Below are 15,456 nucleotides of genomic sequence, written 5' to 3' on the forward strand. Positions count from 1 at the left end.
CTTTGCGTCCCCGGTCGAGCAGATGAAGCCACGTGGCCCGATGCTGGACCGGTTAGCCTCCGGGCAGTGCCGAGTCAGCGCGCCTACGCCAGGGCGGGATCGGCCCGCAGACCGGGCATGACGTAGCGCCGGACGTGCGTCAGCACCGCGTCGTGATCAGTCGGGTCGAGGTGGTCACCCGGGACCGTCGCCAATGAAAGTAGCGCGCGCGCAACCCATTCGGATGCCTCGGCGATGTCGACGTCGGCGTGGATCTCTCCATTGTCGCGGGCGCTGACGAGGTAGCGGGACCAGAAGTCGCCGAGGTCGGGCACCAGGCCTTGCACGCCCGCGCCTGCACACGCGGCGAACTCCTCCGGCTCCTCCATGCGGAGCTTCATCAACAATGCGCCGGGATCGGCGTACGCGGTGCGCCCATGTCGGATGCCCGCAGCTATCTGCTGGTCCAGGCCAGCGATCTGCTCGAGCATCGCGTGCGACTCGGACCAGTACGCCTCGTTGAGTCGGACGATCGCCGCGCCGAGGAGTGAGTTCTTGTCGGGAAAGTGGCGGTACAGCCAGCCGCGCGAGACACCGGCCACCTCGGCGACCTCGGACACGGTCGTCGAGCGAATGCCCTTGTCGCGCAGGCACCTTTCGGCAGCGTCGATGAGTCGGTCACGCACGCCCTTGGCCGCGGACTTGGGTGCGGTGGCGCTCGTCAACAACGGGCTCCTGTTCGGTTCGCAGCGCGATGCGGTGGACGGATGCATTCTGCCTGTGCGAGACGGTACCGTGTGGCAGGTTGTCGGTAGACACTTTTTAGATCGTGTTCATTCCGACACCGAGGTGGCCAACGATGGCGGACACGCTCCAGCAGTTGCTCCGGACGAGATCGGGTCAGGACTCCGTCGCCATCAAGCACGGCGACCGGTCGTGGACGTGGCGCGAGCACCTCGCCGCCGCGAGCGCGCAGGCCTCGGCGATCGTCGGGCTGGCCGACCCCTCGCGGCCGATGCACGTCGGGACGCTTCTGGGAAACACCCCGGACATGCTCACCGCGCTGGCCGCAGCCGGTCTGGGCGGCTACGTGCTGTGTGGCATCAACACCACCCGCAGGGGCGCCGCGCTGGGCCGTGACATCACCAGGGTCGACTGCCAGATCGTGCTGACCGACCCCGAGCACCGCGATCTGCTCGATGACGTCGAGCTTCCCGGAGTCACGGTCGTCGACGTCTCCACCGACGATTGGGCGGCTCGCGTGGCGGCCGCCCCCACGCTGGTGCCACACCGCGAGGTCGCCGCCGACGACACGTTCATGATGATCTTCACCTCGGGCACCAGCGGGGAGCCAAAGGCCGTCGAGGTGCCCCACGCGATGGTGCTCTTCGCCGGGAGTGCGCTGGTCGGGCGCTACGGGTTGGACGAGTCCGACGTGTGTTACCTCGCCATGCCGCTGTTCCATTCGAACGCCGTCTACGCCGGCTGGAGCGTCGCCGTTGGCGCCGGTGCTGCCATGGCCCCCGCGACGTTCTCGGCCTCCGGGTTCCTGGCCGACCTGCGCCGGTACGGCGCCACCTACATGAACTACGTGGGCAAGCCGTTGGCGTACGTCCTCGCCACCGCCGAGCGCCCCGACGACCACGACAACACGCTGCGCATCGCCTTCGGCAACGAGGCTGCCGACCGCGACATCGAGGAGTTCGGCCGCCGCTTCGGGTGTGCGGTCTGGGACGGGTTTGGTTCGACCGAGACCGCGGTGATCATCACCCGGCCCGACGACTGCCCGCCGGGATCGATCGGCAAGGGCTTCCCCGGTGTCGCCATCTACGACCCGGAGACCGTCGTCGAGTGCGACGTGGCCCGATTCGACGAGGCGGGTGTGCTGGTGAACGCCGATGCGGCGACGGGGGAGTTGGTCAACACCAGCGGAGGTGGGCTGTTCCGCGGCTACTACAACGACCCGGGTGCCACCGATCAACGCGTCCGCCACGGCATGTACTGGTCCGGTGACCTGGCGTACCGCGACGCCGAAGGATGGATCTACCTGGCGGGTCGCACCGCCGACTGGATGCGGGTCGACGGCGAGAACCTGACCGCCGCGCCCATCGAGCGAATCCTCTTGCGGCTGAACGAGGTCAGCCGGGTGGCGATCTATCCGGTGCCCGACGAGTACGTCGGCGACCAGGTGATGGCCGCCATCGTGCTGCGCGACGACGCCGAACTGAGCCCGTCGGCGTTCGAGGCGTTCCTCGCAGCGCAGCGCGACCTGTCCCCGAAGGCGTGGCCACGCCATGTGTGGGTGGCCGAGGATCTGCCCAGTACGGCCACCAACAAGATTCTCAAGCGGGAACTGATCGGTCGTGGATTCGAGCCGGACGGTCGCGTGCTGTGGAAGCGCGACGGCACCAGGTTCGACCTGGTGCAACCGGCCGTCACCGGTACGGATCGGTGATTTCCCGTAGGTTCTGCAACGCCGCGCGCATCTGGTCATAGGTCTCGGCGCCCAGGTGGTCGCGCCACCGTGTCTCGATGGCGTCGATCTCGCGGGCGGCCGCCGCGCACAGCCTGCGGCCCCTGGCGGTCAACACGACCAGTCGGGCGCGCGCGTCGGACTGGTCGGGCTTGCGTGCCACGTACCCGTTGCGCACTAGTTCGTCGACGAGAGCGCCTGCCGTCTGTTTGGTGACGCGGGCCTGCTCGGCCAGGTCGGTGACGCGAATGCCCAATGGGCTCAATCGTTGGGCGATCCGCACCTGGGCTGCGGTCAGATCGGCAAAGCCGTTCTCGCGCAACGCGTCGTGCACGCGGGTCTCCACGGCGCGATGGGCGACGAACATCAGCGTCGCGGTGCTGGGGGAGTCGGTCACTAGGCCGATCCTACTTGCATTAGTACGGCCTCCTGTCTATATTTAGTCAGGAGTCCTGACCAAATGGGAGGTTCCGTGAACGACGGTGATGTCTGGCGCCACGTCGACCACCAGCGGGCCGAGCTCGCCGACCTCCTCGAGACCCTCACGTCCGAACAATGGGCGACCACCTCCCTGTGCGAGGGCTGGACGATTCGTGACGTGGCGGCTCATCTCACCCATGCCAACGCCGACTGGACCCGGATGGCCGTAGAGGCGTTGCGATCCGGATTGCGGTTCAACGCCATGATGGTGCGCATCGCCCGCGCAGATGATCGGCCCGCCGAGGAGATCGTCGCCGCGTTGCGAGCCATGGTCGGCGTGCGGCGCAAGCCGCCTGGCACCCGGGTCGCGGACCCGCTGATGGACGCCCTGATCCACGGCCAGGACATTGCACGTCCGTTGGGCATCCGCCGCTGCATGCCAACCGAGGCCGCCCTCGTCGTCGCCGACCGCCTGTGGGGCATGAGGTTCCCACTGAATCCCCGTAGGCGCTTCCCGGGCATTCGGTTCACCGCCACCGACGCCCCGTTCTCGGCGGGTGCGGGCCGACCGGTGGCGGGCCCGCTCGACGACCTCGTGCTGGTGATGGCGGGACGCGCCGCCGGCCTGGCGGGCCTGACCGGCGACGTCGCCGCGCTGGCCCTGGCCCGCAACGGCCAGGAATAGGCCCCGGGGTTCGGGCGTTTAGGACTCTGACGGCTGACCTGGCATAATCGACCGTCGACCCCCTCGGTTCCGGTTCACGTCTGAAGACTCAGGTCAGTAATTTCAGGCGACCCGGCGGCCAACGATTGCAGAGGACCATTATGAAATCGGGTATTCACCCCAACTACGTAGACACCACCGTGGTCTGCGGCTGTGGCAACACCTTCCAGACGCGAAGCACCAAGGAGAGCGGCCACATCGTGGTCGAGGTCTGCTCCCAGTGCCACCCCTTCTATACCGGTAAGCAGAAGATCCTCGACAGCGGCGGCCGTGTCGCGCGCTTCGAGAAGCGTTACGGAAAGCGCAGCGCTGACAAGGCTGCCACCGACAAGTAGCTGTCTCGACGGCGCCCGTCCTATCGCGTTCAGCGACAGGATCGGGCGCCGCTTGCGTTCTGCGAAACGACCAGAGAGGAAGGCGTCATGACGGGCACCGATGCAGCGACGAGAGTCGATGCGCTGCTCGCCGAGTACACCGATCTCGAAACCCAGCTCTCCGATCCCGCGCTGCATGCCGACGCCAAGGAAGCCCGCAAGGTTGGACGCCGGTTTGCGCAGCTGTCGCCCATCGTGGCGACGCACCGCAAGCTGGAGACCGCCCGCGGCGATCTGGAGGCCGCCAGGGAACTCGCCACCGAGGACGCGTCGTTCGCCGCCGAGGTCCCCGAATTGGCGACCAAGGTCGACGAACTCGAAACCCAGCTCTCCGACCTGCTGGCCCCGAGGGACCCGCACGACGCCGACGACGTCGTGATGGAGGTCAAGTCGGGGGAGGGCGGCGAGGAATCGGCGCTGTTCGCCGCCGACCTCGCCCGGATGTACATCCGCTACGCCGAACGGCACGGCTGGAACGTCACCGTGCTCGACGAGACCACCTCCGACCTCGGGGGGTACAAGGACGCCACGCTCACCATCGCCAGCAAGGGCGACGCCGCCGACGGCGTCTGGTCCCGGCTGAAGTTCGAGGGCGGCGTGCACCGTGTCCAACGGGTGCCGGTCACCGAATCGCAGGGCCGCGTGCACACCTCCGCGGCGGGCATCCTGGTCTACCCGGAACCCGACGACGTGGCCGCGGTACAGATCGACGAATCCGACCTGCGGATCGACGTCTACCGGTCCTCCGGCAAGGGTGGTCAGGGCGTCAACACCACCGACTCGGCGGTCCGCATCACGCATTTGCCCACCGGCATCGTGGTCACCTGTCAGAACGAGCGCTCACAGCTGCAGAACAAGGCCCGCGCGATGGAAGTGCTGGCCGCCCGGTTGCAGGCGCTGGCCGAGGAGCAGGCCTCTGCGGACGCGTCGGCCGATCGGGCCAGCCAGATCCGCACGGTCGACCGCAGCGAGCGCATCCGCACCTATAACTTTCCCGAGAACCGGATCACCGATCACCGCATCGGGTTCAAGGCGCACAACCTCGATCAGGTCCTCGACGGCGACCTCGATCCGATGTTCGACGCCCTCGCAGCAGCCGACAAGCAAGCCAGGCTGCAGGAGACATGACACGGCTGCGGCAGGCCATCGACGAGGCCGCCGGAACGCTGGAGCTCGCGGGGATCGGCAGCGCAAGGGTCGACGCCGAACTCCTGGCTGCCCACACCGCGGGCGTGGACCGCGGGCGGCTGCGGTTCCATGAACCCGAGGAGCAGTTCTACGAGACCTATCGCAGCGCGGTCGAGGCGCGCTCACGGCGGATTCCCCTGCAGCACCTGACCACGACCGCCGCGTTCGGACCACTGATCCTCGAGGTTGGCCCCGGCGTCTTCATTCCCCGTCCGGAGACCGAGGCGCTGCTGGAATGGGCTGCCAAACAACCACTTTCGACGTCGCCCGTCATCGTGGACCTGTGCACCGGATCGGGTGCGCTGGCCCTCGCGATCGCGCATGCCAACGCCGCTGCACACGTGATCGCGATCGACGACTCGCCGGTCGCGCTCAGCTATGCGAGGCGTAACTGCGAGGGCAGCGGGGTCGAGCTGATCGAGGCCGACGTCACCCGCGCCGGCCTGCTTGGCGAACTCGACGGCACCGTCGACCTGGTCGTCTCCAACCCGCCCTACATCCCCGACGGCGCCGTCCTGGACCCCGAAGTGGCCGAGCATGATCCGGCCCACGCCCTGTTCGGTGGGCCCGATGGCATGCGGGTCATCGATCCCATCGTCGGGCTGGCGGCCCGGCTGCTGCGTCCCGGCGGATTCGTCGCCGTCGAACACGACGACGGCACAGCGGCCGAGACCGTCGCGTCGTTCGACCGCTCCGGCGCCTTCGCGGACGTGACGTCCCGCAGGGACCTCGCTGGTCGTCCCCGATTCGTCACGGCGATGAGGAAGGGTTCAGGCTAGGACCCATGAGTGTTCACCGAGAAGCGGAGCGGGATCGCCCATGACTGTTCAGCGAGAAGCGGAGCGGGATCGCCCATGACTGAGACGTTCGACTGTGCCGATGTGAGTCAGCGTGCCACCGGGATCACGAGGGCGGTCAACGCCCTCAAGGACGGCCACCTGGTGGTGATGCCGACGGACACCGTGTACGGCATCGGCGCCGATGCCTTCGACGGCGCCGCCGTCGCGGCCCTGCTCTCGGCCAAGGGGCGCGGGCGTGACATGCCGGTTCCCGTGCTGGTCGGCTCCTGGCACACCATCGACGGGCTGGTCTATTCGGTTCCGCAGTCGGCTCGTGAACTGATTCAGGCGTTCTGGCCGGGCGCATTGAGCCTCGTCGTTCAGCAGGCGCCGTCGCTGCAGTGGGACCTCGGTGACGCGCACGGCACCGTCATGCTTCGGATGCCCCTTCACCCGGTGGCCATCGAGATCCTGCGCGATGTCGGGCCCATGGCCGTGTCGAGTGCCAACGTCTCAGGCAGGCCCGCCGCAGTGACCGCTGCCGACGCCCGCAGCCAGCTCGGCGACCTGGTCGACGTCTATTTGGAGGCAGGCCCGTCCGCTCAGGGAGCGGCGTCGACGATCGTCGACCTCACCGGCGCTCAGCCACGCGTGCTGCGCGAGGGTCCCGTGACGGCCGCGGCCGTCGCCGACGTGCTCGGCGTCGACATCGAAACGCTCTCTCCGACAACGGATGTAGCACCGGACGTGCCGCAGGAGCCAACGGCGGCGAGCTGACGTCGCACAGGCGCCAGATGCGTCGGCCACGGCGGGGTCTCAGGTAGGTCCAGTACATTTCTCCGGGTGGAAGGCCTGCTCGCGTTGTCGGACCGCGGTGCCGGCGTGCCGCTGCGCGAACTCGCGCTCGTCGGGCTGACCGCGGCCATCATCACCTATTTCGCGACCGGCTGGGTGCGGGTGTTGGCCCGTCGACTCGGCGCCGTCGCCTATCCGCGCCAGCGCGACGTCCACGTCGAGCCCACCCCTCGCATGGGCGGGCTCGCCATGTACGTCGGAGTCGTCGCCGCCGTCCTGCTGGCGTCCCAGTTACCCGCGTTGACCCGCGGATTCGAGTACTCGTCGGGCATGCCCGCCGTGGTGGTGGCAGGTGGCCTCATCATGGCGATCGGGCTGATCGACGACCGTTGGGGTCTGGACGCGCTGACCAAGTTCGCCGGACAGATCACCGCCGCCAGCGTGCTGGTCACGATGGGCGTGGCGTGGAGCGTGCTCTACATCCCGATCGGCGGCGTCGGCACGATCGTGCTCGACCAGGTCACCTCGATCCTCCTGACGCTGGCGCTGACCGTGTCCATCGTCAACGCGATGAACTTCGTCGACGGTCTGGACGGCCTGGCCGCGGGCCTCGGCCTGATCACCGCAGCGGCGATCTGCATCTTCTCGGTTGGGCTGCTTCGCGACCACGGCGGGGACGTGCTGTTCTACCCACCTGCGGTCATCTCGGTGGTGCTGGCGGGCGCGTGTCTCGGCTTTCTGCCACACAACTTCCATCCCGCCAAGATCTTCATGGGCGACTCGGGATCGATGCTGATCGGACTGATGCTGGCTGCGGCGTCGACCACCGCCGCGGGCCCCATCTCGCAGAATGCCTACGGTGCGCGGGACGTCTTCGCGCTGCTGTCGCCATTCCTGTTGGTCATCGCCGTGATGTTCGTGCCCGCGCTGGACATGTTGCTGGCCATCGTGCGCCGAACTCGCGCCGGTCGCAGCCCGTTCAGTCCCGACAAGATGCACCTCCACCACCGACTGCTGCAGATCGGTCACTCGCACCGGCGCGTGGTGCTGCTCGTCTACATGTGGGTCGGGATCGTCGCCCTCGGTGCCGCGAGCACCATCTTCTTCGACCCCAGATATACCGGCGCGGTCATGCTGGCTGCGATTTTCGTGGCTGTCGTCATCACGCTGATTCCGCTGCTGCGACGGGGCCGCAGCGTTCCCAGCGACCTATCAGAATAGCTGTACGACGCAAAGTAGTAGTGCCCCCTTTTGTGCCGCCTACCATGTGGTACGTTACTGCCTGAACCCGAAAGACCTCGCGGGTTGCCGGCCCGGCCCATCGGTTTTGAACAAGCTGATCGGCGCCGACAAACGACCGACAAAGGGAGCTACCCCTTGGGTGATTCCACCGCGCACGACGCCCTCCGATACGCTCGTCGGGCACGCACCGACGCATTGTTCGTTGGTGCCAGTTCAATGGAGAACGACTTCCGTGAAAGCGGGATTGAGGTGAAGCAGTGACGACGCCAGCGCAGGACGCGCCGTTGGTGTTCCCCTCCGTGGCATTCCGGCCCGTACGCCTCTTGATCGTCTGCCTCGCACTGACGGCCGTCGCCGTCATCGCCGCCTACTTCACGGGCACCCCACTCTTCGGAGTGTTCTTCGGTGTCGGTCTTGGCCTCGGTTTGCTCAACGCACTCCTCGTCCGCCGAGCCGTCGAGTCCATCACGGCCGAGGACCACCCACTCAAGAAGAAGATGGCCCTCAACTCGATGACCCGTCTGTTGGTCATCACCGCGATCGGGCTGACCATCGCCATCGTGTTCAAGACCAACGGCGGCCTCGGCGTGCTGTTCGGGTTGGCCATCTTCCAAGCGGTACTGGTGATGAGCACCAGCATCCCCGTACTGAGGAAGATCCGCACCAGCGGTCTTGACGTCGCAGAAGTACCCGGATCAGAAGCGAAGGATTGAGCTGAGGGCAATGACAGAGACATTCCTCGCCGCCGAGGGTGGAGCCCCGATTCACGTCGGGACGCACGAGTACGTGTTCGAGTTTCTGGGCATGACCTTCAACGGTGACACCATCATCTCCACGTCGATTGCCGCGGTCATCGTCATCGCGCTGGCGTTCTTCCTGAAGTCCAAGGTCACTTCGACCGGGGTGCCCGGGGGAGTGCAACTCTTCTTCGAGGCCGTGACGATTCAGATGCGCCAGCAGATCGAGGGCGCGATCGGCATGAAGATCGCGCCGTTCGTATTGCCGCTCGCGGTCACCATCTTCGTGTTCATCCTGGTGTCCAACTGGCTGTCGGTACTGCCGGTGCAGTACGGCGGCTCCGACGGCGCCGCAGGCGAGCTGATCAAGGCGCCCGCGTCCGACATCAACTACGTGCTGGCGCTGGCTCTATTCGTGTTCATCTGCTACCACGCCGCGGGCATCTGGCGTCGAGGCGCCTTCGGCCACGTCAAGAAGGTCGTCAAGGGTCACGTCACGCTCCTGGCACCGATCAACATCGTCGAAGAGATCGCCAAGCCAATCTCGTTGTCCTTGCGACTCTTCGGCAACATCTTCGCCGGTGGCATCCTGGTCGCGCTGATCGCGATGTTCCCCTGGTACATCCAGTGGGCACCCAATGCCATCTGGAAGACGTTCGACCTCTTCGTCGGTCTGATCCAGGCGTTCATCTTCGCGCTGCTGACGATCCTGTACTTCAGCCAGTCGATGGAACTGGACCACGAAGACGAGCACCACTAGAAGCCAGCACGACCAGCAAGGCCAACCAGTCCTGGTGGCACGGCCACCAGCTCACAAGGAGGAAATAGGAATGGATGCAAACGCCCTCATCACGGCGGGCGCCCTGATCGGCGGCGGTCTGATCATGGGTGGCGGTGCCATCGGCGCTGGTATCGGTGACGGTATCGCCGGTAACGCGCTGATCTCCGGCATCGCCCGGCAGCCGGAGGCTCAGGGCCGCCTGTTCACCCCGTTCTTCATCACCGTCGGTCTGGTGGAGGCTGCGTACTTCATCAACTTGGCGTTCATGGCGCTGTTCGTCTTCGCCACGCCGGGTCTGCAGTAGTCCGTCGGCATGGGTGAACTCGGGTCGACTGTCCTGGCGGACGGCATCAACATCCTGGCGGCGGAAGAAGAAGGTGGCGGGGGCAGTAACTTCCTGATCCCCAACGGCACCTTCTTCGCCGTGCTGATCATCTTCCTGATCGTGCTCGGCGTGATCACGAAATGGGTTGTGCCCCCGATCAGCAAGGTCCTCGCCGAGCGGGAGGCCATGCTGGCCAAGACGACTGCGGATAGCCGCAAGTCGGCTGAACAGGTCGCTGCCGCACAAGCGGACTACGACGAGGCCATGGCCAGCGCTCGCACAGAGGCGTCGTCGATCCGCGACGAGGCTCGCAACGCCGGTCGTCAGGTGATCGACGAGAAGCGGACCGAGGCCAGCGGTGAGGTCGCCGAGACCGTGCGCGCAGCGGATTCAAAACTGTCCGAACAGCGTTCATCGACGCAATCGCAACTCGAAACGTCCGTGGACGGCCTGTCGGCGACGTTGGCAAGCCGCATCCTCGGCGTCGACGTGAAACCAGGCGGGAGCCGCTAAATGTCGACTTTCATCGGCCAGCTGATCGGGTTCGCGGTCATCGCCTTCATCATCGTGAAGTGGGTCGTCCCCCCCGTGAAGGCCTTGATGCAGAAGCAGCAGGACGCGGTGCGCAACGCGCTCGCCGAAAGCGCCGAGGCGGCCAAGAGACTCGCCGATGCCGACGCCATGCACGCCAAGGCACTCGCGGACGCCGAGGCCGAGTCGTCGAAGGTCACCGACGAGGCGCGTCAGGATTCCGAGCGGATCGCCAGCCAGCTGGAGGAGCAGGCCGGCGTGGAAGCCGAGCGGCTCAAGGCGCAAGGCGCCCAGCAGGTTCAGCTGATGCGTCAACAGCTCATTCGGCAACTGCGCCAGGGCCTCGGAGCGGAGTCAGTCGCCAAGGCCGATGAACTCGTCCGCGCTCACGTCGCCGATCCGGCCGCGCAGGCCGCTACCGTCGATCGTTTTCTCGACGAGCTGGATCAGATGGCTCCGTCGTCCTCGGTCGTCGAGACCAGCGCCTCGGCCAAGCTGCGGTCCTCCAGCCGTGAAGCGCTCCGCGCTCTGACCAACGAGTTCGACGAGGTGGCGGGCAGACTCAGGTCTCCCGGGCTGACCACGCTGGCCGACGAACTCGGATCGGTGGTGACGCTGCTGATCGCCGAGCCCTCGCTGGCCAAGCATCTCGCCGAACCCACGGACGACCCCCAGGCCAAGGTTCGCCTGGTCGACCGCCTCATCTCGGACAAGGTCGACGAGCACACGGCGAAGTTGTTGCGGACGGCGGTGTCTCAGCGCTGGTCCGCCGAGGCCGACCTCGTCGACGGTGTCGAGCACACTGCGCGGCTGGCACTGCTCAAGCGTGCCGAGCTCGAGGACGAGGTCGACGCCGTCGAGGACCAGCTGTTCCGGTTCGGGCGTGTCCTCGATTCACAGCCGCGCCTGAGCGCACTTCTTAGCGACTACACCACCCCCGCCGACGGCCGAGTCGCGTTGCTGGACAAGGTCCTCACCGGACCGGAGGTGAACGCGACGGCTGCGGCTCTGCTGAAGCAGACCATCGGCAACCTGAGAGGCGAACGTGCCGACGAGGCCGTCATCGACCTCGCTGAGCTCGCCGTCGCCCGACGCGGCGAGATCGTCGCACACGTCGTCGCCGCCGCCGATCTCACGGAGGTCCAGCACACCCGGCTCGGCGAGGTTCTCACGCGGATCTACGGGCATCCGGTGTCCGTGCAACTCGACGTCGATCCCGAACTGCTCGGTGGTCTTTCGATCACCGTCGGCGACGAGGTGATCGATGGCTCGATCGCATCCCGGCTGGCGGCCGCCCAGACCCAGCTGCCGGACTGACGAGCGCTCGCGCGAGGAAACGACCGACCCAACCCGACACAGACTCACACCCACATCAAAAGGTAGGAAGACGAAGAATCATGGCAGAGTTGACAATCTCCGCTGCTGACATCGAAGGCGCTGTCGAGGACTACGTATCGTCGTTTTCCGCCGACACCCAGCGTGAAGAGATCGGCACAGTCATCGACGCCGGTGACGGCATCGCCCACGTCGAGGGACTGCCCTCAGTCATGACGCAGGAACTCCTCGAGTTCCCCGGCGGCGTGCTCGGCGTGGCGCTGAACCTCGACGAGCACAGCATCGGCGCCGTCATCCTCGGTGACTTCGCAAAGATCGAGCAGGGCCAGCAGGTCAAGCGCACCGGCGAGGTCCTCTCCGTCCCCGTGGGTGACGCCTTCCTCGGTCGCGTGGTCAACCCGCTCGGTCAGCCGTTGGACGGCCAGGGCGACATCGCCTCTGACAAGCGGCGCGCGCTGGAACTGCAGGCACCGTCGGTGGTGCAGCGTCAGGGCGTCAGCGAGCCGCTGCAGACTGGCATCAAGGCCATCGACGCGATGACCCCGATCGGCCGTGGCCAGCGCCAGCTGATCATCGGCGACCGCAAGACCGGCAAGACCGCCGTCTGCGTCGACACGATCCTGAACCAGCGCGAGGCATGGGAGACCGGAGACCCCAAGCAGCAGGTGCGCTGCGTGTACGTCGCGATCGGCCAGAAGGGCACCACGATCGCCAGCGTCAAGCGCGCCCTCGAAGACGGCGGCGCGATGGAGTACACCACCATCGTCGCGGCGCCGGCATCCGACCCCGCCGGCTTCAAGTGGCTTGCGCCCTACACGGGTTCGGCCATCGGCCAGAACTGGATGTACGACGGCAAGCACGTTCTCATCGTCTTCGACGACCTCTCCAAGCAGGCCGACGCCTACCGCGCGATCTCACTGCTGCTGCGCCGCCCGCCGGGCCGCGAAGCCTTCCCCGGTGACGTGTTCTACCTGCACTCGCGGCTCCTGGAGCGTTGCGCGAAGCTGTCCGACGAACTGGGCGGTGGCTCGATGACCGGTCTGCCGATCATCGAGACCAAGGCCAACGACATCTCGGCGTTCATCCCGACCAACGTCATCTCGATCACCGACGGGCAGTGCTTCCTGGAGTCCGACCTGTTCAACCAGGGTGTGCGACCGGCCATCAACGTCGGTGTGTCGGTATCGCGAGTCGGTGGTGCCGCCCAGATCAAGGCCATGAAAGAGGTCGCGGGAAGTCTCCGCTTGGACTTGTCGCAGTACCGTGAGCTCGAGGCGTTCGCCGCGTTCGCTTCCGATCTGGACCCGACGTCGAAGGCTCAGCTGGAGCGCGGCGTGCGTCTAGTGGAGCTGCTCAAGCAGCCGCAGTACAGCCCGCTGTCCGTCGACGAGCAGGTCATCGCGATCTTCCTCGGTACCAAGGGCCACCTGGATTCGGTTCCCGCCGAGGACGTTCAGCGTTTCGAGGCCGAGTTCCTCGAGCACGTCAAGGCCAGCCACGAGGACGTCCTCAAGGACATTCGCGAGACCAAGAAGCTTCCCGAGGACGCCGAGGAGAAGCTGACCGGAATCGTCAACGACTTCAAGAAGGGGTTTGCCGCCACTGACGGCAGCTCCGTCGTGGTCAACGAGGCCGAGACCGAGGCGATGGACGAAGAGGACGTCGAGAAGGAATCGGTCAAGGTCCGCAAGCCGGCACCGAAGAAGTAGGTAGGCAAACCCATGGCAGCCACACTGCGCGAATTGCGAGGCCGCATCCGCTCCGCCGGGTCGATCAAGAAGATCACCAAGGCCCAGGAGCTGATCGCGACGTCGCGAATCGCCAAGGCGCAGGCCCGAGTCCGAGCGGCTCGGCCCTACTCAGAAGAGATCACGAACATGCTCACCGAGCTTGCGAGTGCCAGCGCGCTGGACCATCCGCTGCTCGTCGAGCGGGAGTCGCCCAAGCGCGCGGCTGTCCTCGTGGTGTCCTCGGACCGCGGGCTCTGCGGTGCCTACAACGCCAACGTGCTGCGCCAGTCCGAGGAACTCTTCGCGCTGCTTCGCGAAGAGGGCAAGGAACCGGTGATCTACGCCGTCGGGCGGAAGGCACTGGGTTACTACAGATTCCGGCAGCGTGAGGTGAAGGAGTCGTGGACGGGGTTCTCCGAGCGTCCGACCTACGAGCAGGCCCGCGAGATCGCGGACACGCTCGTCGCATCCTTCATGGAGGGTGTCGACGACGAGTCTGACGACGCAGGCACGGACGGCATCCTGGGTGTCGACGAGATCCACATCGTGTTCACTGAGTTCCGGTCGATGCTCTCGCAGTCGGCCGTCGCTCGCCGCGCCGCCCCGATGGTGGTCGAGTACGTGGGGGACGAGGAGCCGGAAGAGGGTCCGCGCACGCTCTTCTCGTTCGAGCCGAACGCCGAGAACCTGTTCGACGCGCTGCTCCCGCGGTATATCGCGACGCGCGTCTACTCGGCTCTGCTCGAAGCCGCCGCGTCCGAGTCGGCGTCACGACGGCGCGCGATGAAGTCCGCCACGGACAACGCCGACGATCTGATCAAGGCGCTGACGCTGGAGGCCAACCGCGAGCGCCAAGCCCAGATCACTCAGGAAATCAGCGAGATCGTCGGTGGCGCCAACGCGCTCGCCGACGCCAAGTAGCCCTCACATCCGGAAGCGAAGAGAAGCGAAGAGAAAATGACTGCCACCGCAGAAGGTACCAAGACCGCAGGCCGCGTGGTCCGCATCACGGGCCCGGTCGTCGACATCGAGTTCCCGCGTGGTTCGGTGCCGGAGCTGTTCAACGCCCTGCACGCTGACATCACCTACGAAGAGATGGCCAAGACGCTGACTCTCGAGGTCGCCCAGCACCTCGGTGACAACCTGGTGCGCACCATCTCGATGCAGCCCACCGATGGCCTGGTCCGCGGCGTCGAGGTCACCGACACCGGCAAGTCGATCTCGGTACCCGTTGGTGATGGCGTCAAGGGGCACGTGTTCAACGCCCTCGGTGACTGCCTCGATGATCCCGGCTACGGCAAGGACTTCGACCACTGGTCGATCCACCGCAAGCCACCGCCATTCGCGGAGCTCGAGCCCAAGACCGAGATGCTCGAAACCGGTCTGAAGGTCGTCGACCTGCTCACCCCGTACGTGCGAGGCGGAAAGATCGCCCTGTTCGGCGGTGCAGGCGTCGGTAAGACCGTGCTCATCCAGGAGATGATCAACCGCATCGCCCGAAACTTCGGCGGCACTTCGGTGTTCGCCGGCGTCGGCGAGCGCACCCGTGAGGGCAACGACCTCTGGGTCGAGCTGGCCGATGCCAACGTGCTGAAGGACACCGCCCTGGTGTTCGGTCAGATGGACGAGCCGCCCGGCACCCGTATGCGCGTCGCGCTGTCCGCGCTGACCATGGCGGAGTACTTCCGTGATGAGCAGAACCAGGACGTGTTGTTGTTCATCGACAACATCTTCCGCTTCACGCAGGCTGGCTCCGAGGTGTCGACGCTTCTCGGTCGCATGCCGTCCGCGGTGGGCTACCAGCCGACGCTGGCCGACGAGATGGGCGAGCTCCAGGAGCGCATCACCTCGACGCGTGGCCGGTCGATCACCTCGATGCAAGCCGTGTACGTGCCCGCCGACGACTACACCGACCCGGCGCCCGCCACCACGTTCGCCCACCTCGACGCGACCACCGAGCTTTCCCGCGCGGTGTTCTCGAAGGGCATCTTCCCCGCCGTGGATCCGCTGGCGTCGAGCTCGACGATCCTGCACCCCAGCGTC

At 66.3% G+C, this 15,456-nt stretch carries 17 protein-coding genes; 15 read left to right on the forward strand and 2 right to left on the reverse strand.

All coding sequences use genetic code 11. The annotated features are described in order from the left end of the window. Nucleotides 1-83 precede the first annotated feature (83 nt). Nucleotides 84-704 (reverse strand): TetR/AcrR family transcriptional regulator, encoded by a 621-nt coding sequence (locus ABW137_RS30135; protein ID WP_526405618.1) that lies wholly within the window; start codon nt 702-704, stop codon nt 84-86. A 134-nt stretch (nt 705-838) separates the two neighbouring features. On the opposite strand from ABW137_RS30135, the gene fadD1 reads away from it, so the two are divergent. Further along, nucleotides 839-2,434 (forward strand): fatty-acid--CoA ligase FadD1, encoded by a 1,596-nt coding sequence (fadD1, locus tag ABW137_RS30140; RefSeq protein WP_526405620.1) that lies wholly within the window; start codon nt 839-841, stop codon nt 2,432-2,434. Here the strand turns inward: fadD1 and ABW137_RS30145 are convergent. After that, nucleotides 2,415-2,819: a MarR family winged helix-turn-helix transcriptional regulator gene (locus ABW137_RS30145; protein ID WP_526405649.1), complete on the reverse strand. Its 405-nt coding sequence runs from the start codon at nt 2,817-2,819 to the stop codon at nt 2,415-2,417. The two genes, fadD1 and ABW137_RS30145, sit on opposite strands and share 20 nt — an antisense overlap. A gap of 105 nt (nt 2,820-2,924) precedes the next feature. On the opposite strand from ABW137_RS30145, the gene ABW137_RS30150 reads away from it, so the two are divergent. From ABW137_RS30150 to atpD, 14 genes are all read left to right on the forward strand, one after another. Beyond that, nucleotides 2,925-3,557 (forward strand): maleylpyruvate isomerase family mycothiol-dependent enzyme, encoded by a 633-nt coding sequence (locus ABW137_RS30150; RefSeq protein ID WP_526405622.1) that lies wholly within the window; start codon nt 2,925-2,927, stop codon nt 3,555-3,557. 140 nt (nt 3,558-3,697) lie between these two features. Continuing rightward, the gene (gene rpmE, locus ABW137_RS30155) at nt 3,698-3,931 is read left to right on the forward strand and encodes a 50S ribosomal protein L31 (RefSeq protein WP_526405624.1); all 234 of its coding nucleotides are present in this window, start codon (nt 3,698-3,700) and stop codon (nt 3,929-3,931) included. A gap of 87 nt (nt 3,932-4,018) precedes the next feature. Further along, on the forward strand, nt 4,019-5,098 hold the full coding sequence (gene prfA / locus ABW137_RS30160) for a peptide chain release factor 1 (RefSeq protein WP_526405626.1): 1,080 nt from the start codon (nt 4,019-4,021) through the stop codon (nt 5,096-5,098). Then, entirely contained in the window at nt 5,095-5,937 is an 843-nt protein-coding gene (prmC, locus tag ABW137_RS30165; RefSeq protein WP_526405628.1) for a peptide chain release factor N(5)-glutamine methyltransferase, read from the forward strand. Before prfA ends, prmC begins: the two co-directional genes overlap by 4 nt. 75 nt (nt 5,938-6,012) lie before the next feature. Continuing rightward, nucleotides 6,013-6,714 (forward strand): L-threonylcarbamoyladenylate synthase, encoded by a 702-nt coding sequence (locus ABW137_RS30170; RefSeq protein WP_526405630.1) that lies wholly within the window; start codon nt 6,013-6,015, stop codon nt 6,712-6,714. 66 nt (nt 6,715-6,780) lie between these two features. Further along, nucleotides 6,781-7,953 carry a glycosyltransferase family 4 protein gene (locus ABW137_RS30175; protein ID WP_526405632.1) on the forward strand — a complete coding sequence of 391 codons (1,173 nt, stop codon included), beginning with the start codon at nt 6,781-6,783 and terminating at the stop codon, nt 7,951-7,953. A gap of 278 nt (nt 7,954-8,231) precedes the next feature. Continuing rightward, a complete protein-coding gene (locus ABW137_RS30180) occupies nt 8,232-8,687 on the forward strand; it encodes an ATP synthase subunit I (RefSeq protein ID WP_526405634.1) in 456 nt (151 codons plus the stop codon). Nucleotides 8,688-8,697: 10 nt separating this feature from the next. Then, nucleotides 8,698-9,471 carry a F0F1 ATP synthase subunit A gene (atpB, locus tag ABW137_RS30185; RefSeq protein ID WP_526405636.1) on the forward strand — a complete coding sequence of 258 codons (774 nt, stop codon included), beginning with the start codon at nt 8,698-8,700 and terminating at the stop codon, nt 9,469-9,471. 70 nt (nt 9,472-9,541) lie between these two features. Further along, nucleotides 9,542-9,796, forward strand: coding sequence for a F0F1 ATP synthase subunit C (locus tag ABW137_RS30190; RefSeq protein ID WP_526405638.1), 255 nt, complete (start codon nt 9,542-9,544; stop codon nt 9,794-9,796). Between the two features lie 9 nt (nt 9,797-9,805). Further along, a complete protein-coding gene (locus tag ABW137_RS30195) occupies nt 9,806-10,330 on the forward strand; it encodes a F0F1 ATP synthase subunit B (RefSeq protein ID WP_526405639.1) in 525 nt (174 codons plus the stop codon). After that, the gene (locus ABW137_RS30200) at nt 10,331-11,665 is read left to right on the forward strand and encodes a F0F1 ATP synthase subunit B/delta (RefSeq protein WP_526405641.1); all 1,335 of its coding nucleotides are present in this window, start codon (nt 10,331-10,333) and stop codon (nt 11,663-11,665) included. Nucleotides 11,666-11,745: 80 nt separating this feature from the next. Beyond that, a complete protein-coding gene (gene atpA / locus ABW137_RS30205) occupies nt 11,746-13,392 on the forward strand; it encodes a F0F1 ATP synthase subunit alpha (RefSeq protein WP_526405643.1) in 1,647 nt (548 codons plus the stop codon). A 12-nt stretch (nt 13,393-13,404) separates the two neighbouring features. Then, nucleotides 13,405-14,334, forward strand: a complete 930-nt coding sequence (locus ABW137_RS30210; protein WP_526405645.1) for a F0F1 ATP synthase subunit gamma — start codon at nt 13,405-13,407, stop codon at nt 14,332-14,334. A 36-nt stretch (nt 14,335-14,370) separates the two neighbouring features. After that, nucleotides 14,371-15,456, forward strand: a 1,086-nt coding sequence (atpD, locus tag ABW137_RS30215; protein WP_526405647.1) for a F0F1 ATP synthase subunit beta, incomplete at its 3' end; no start/stop codon positions are given.

Origin of the sequence: Mycobacterium sp., assembly GCF_040509115.1 — a bacterium.
Lineage (GTDB): Bacteria > Actinomycetota > Actinomycetes > Mycobacteriales > Mycobacteriaceae > Mycobacterium.

What these genes read in the sequence shown, in the direction of transcription:
- prmC (WP_526405628.1), top strand. Translation starts at nt 5,095, where the DNA reads ATGACACGGCTGCGGCAGGCCATCGACGAGGCCGCCGGAACGCTGGAG.
- ABW137_RS30145 (WP_526405649.1), bottom strand. Translation starts at nt 2,819, where the DNA reads ATGTTCGTCGCCCATCGCGCCGTGGAGACCCGCGTGCACGACGCGTTG.
- fadD1 (WP_526405620.1), top strand. Translation starts at nt 839, where the DNA reads ATGGCGGACACGCTCCAGCAGTTGCTCCGGACGAGATCGGGTCAGGAC.
- rpmE (WP_526405624.1), top strand. Translation starts at nt 3,698, where the DNA reads ATGAAATCGGGTATTCACCCCAACTACGTAGACACCACCGTGGTCTGC.
- ABW137_RS30200 (WP_526405641.1), top strand. Translation starts at nt 10,331, where the DNA reads ATGTCGACTTTCATCGGCCAGCTGATCGGGTTCGCGGTCATCGCCTTC.
- atpB (WP_526405636.1), top strand. Translation starts at nt 8,698, where the DNA reads ATGACAGAGACATTCCTCGCCGCCGAGGGTGGAGCCCCGATTCACGTC.
- ABW137_RS30190 (WP_526405638.1), top strand. Translation starts at nt 9,542, where the DNA reads ATGGATGCAAACGCCCTCATCACGGCGGGCGCCCTGATCGGCGGCGGT.
- prfA (WP_526405626.1), top strand. Translation starts at nt 4,019, where the DNA reads ATGACGGGCACCGATGCAGCGACGAGAGTCGATGCGCTGCTCGCCGAG.
- ABW137_RS30170 (WP_526405630.1), top strand. Translation starts at nt 6,013, where the DNA reads ATGACTGAGACGTTCGACTGTGCCGATGTGAGTCAGCGTGCCACCGGG.
- ABW137_RS30210 (WP_526405645.1), top strand. Translation starts at nt 13,405, where the DNA reads ATGGCAGCCACACTGCGCGAATTGCGAGGCCGCATCCGCTCCGCCGGG.
- ABW137_RS30195 (WP_526405639.1), top strand. Translation starts at nt 9,806, where the DNA reads ATGGGTGAACTCGGGTCGACTGTCCTGGCGGACGGCATCAACATCCTG.
- atpA (WP_526405643.1), top strand. Translation starts at nt 11,746, where the DNA reads ATGGCAGAGTTGACAATCTCCGCTGCTGACATCGAAGGCGCTGTCGAG.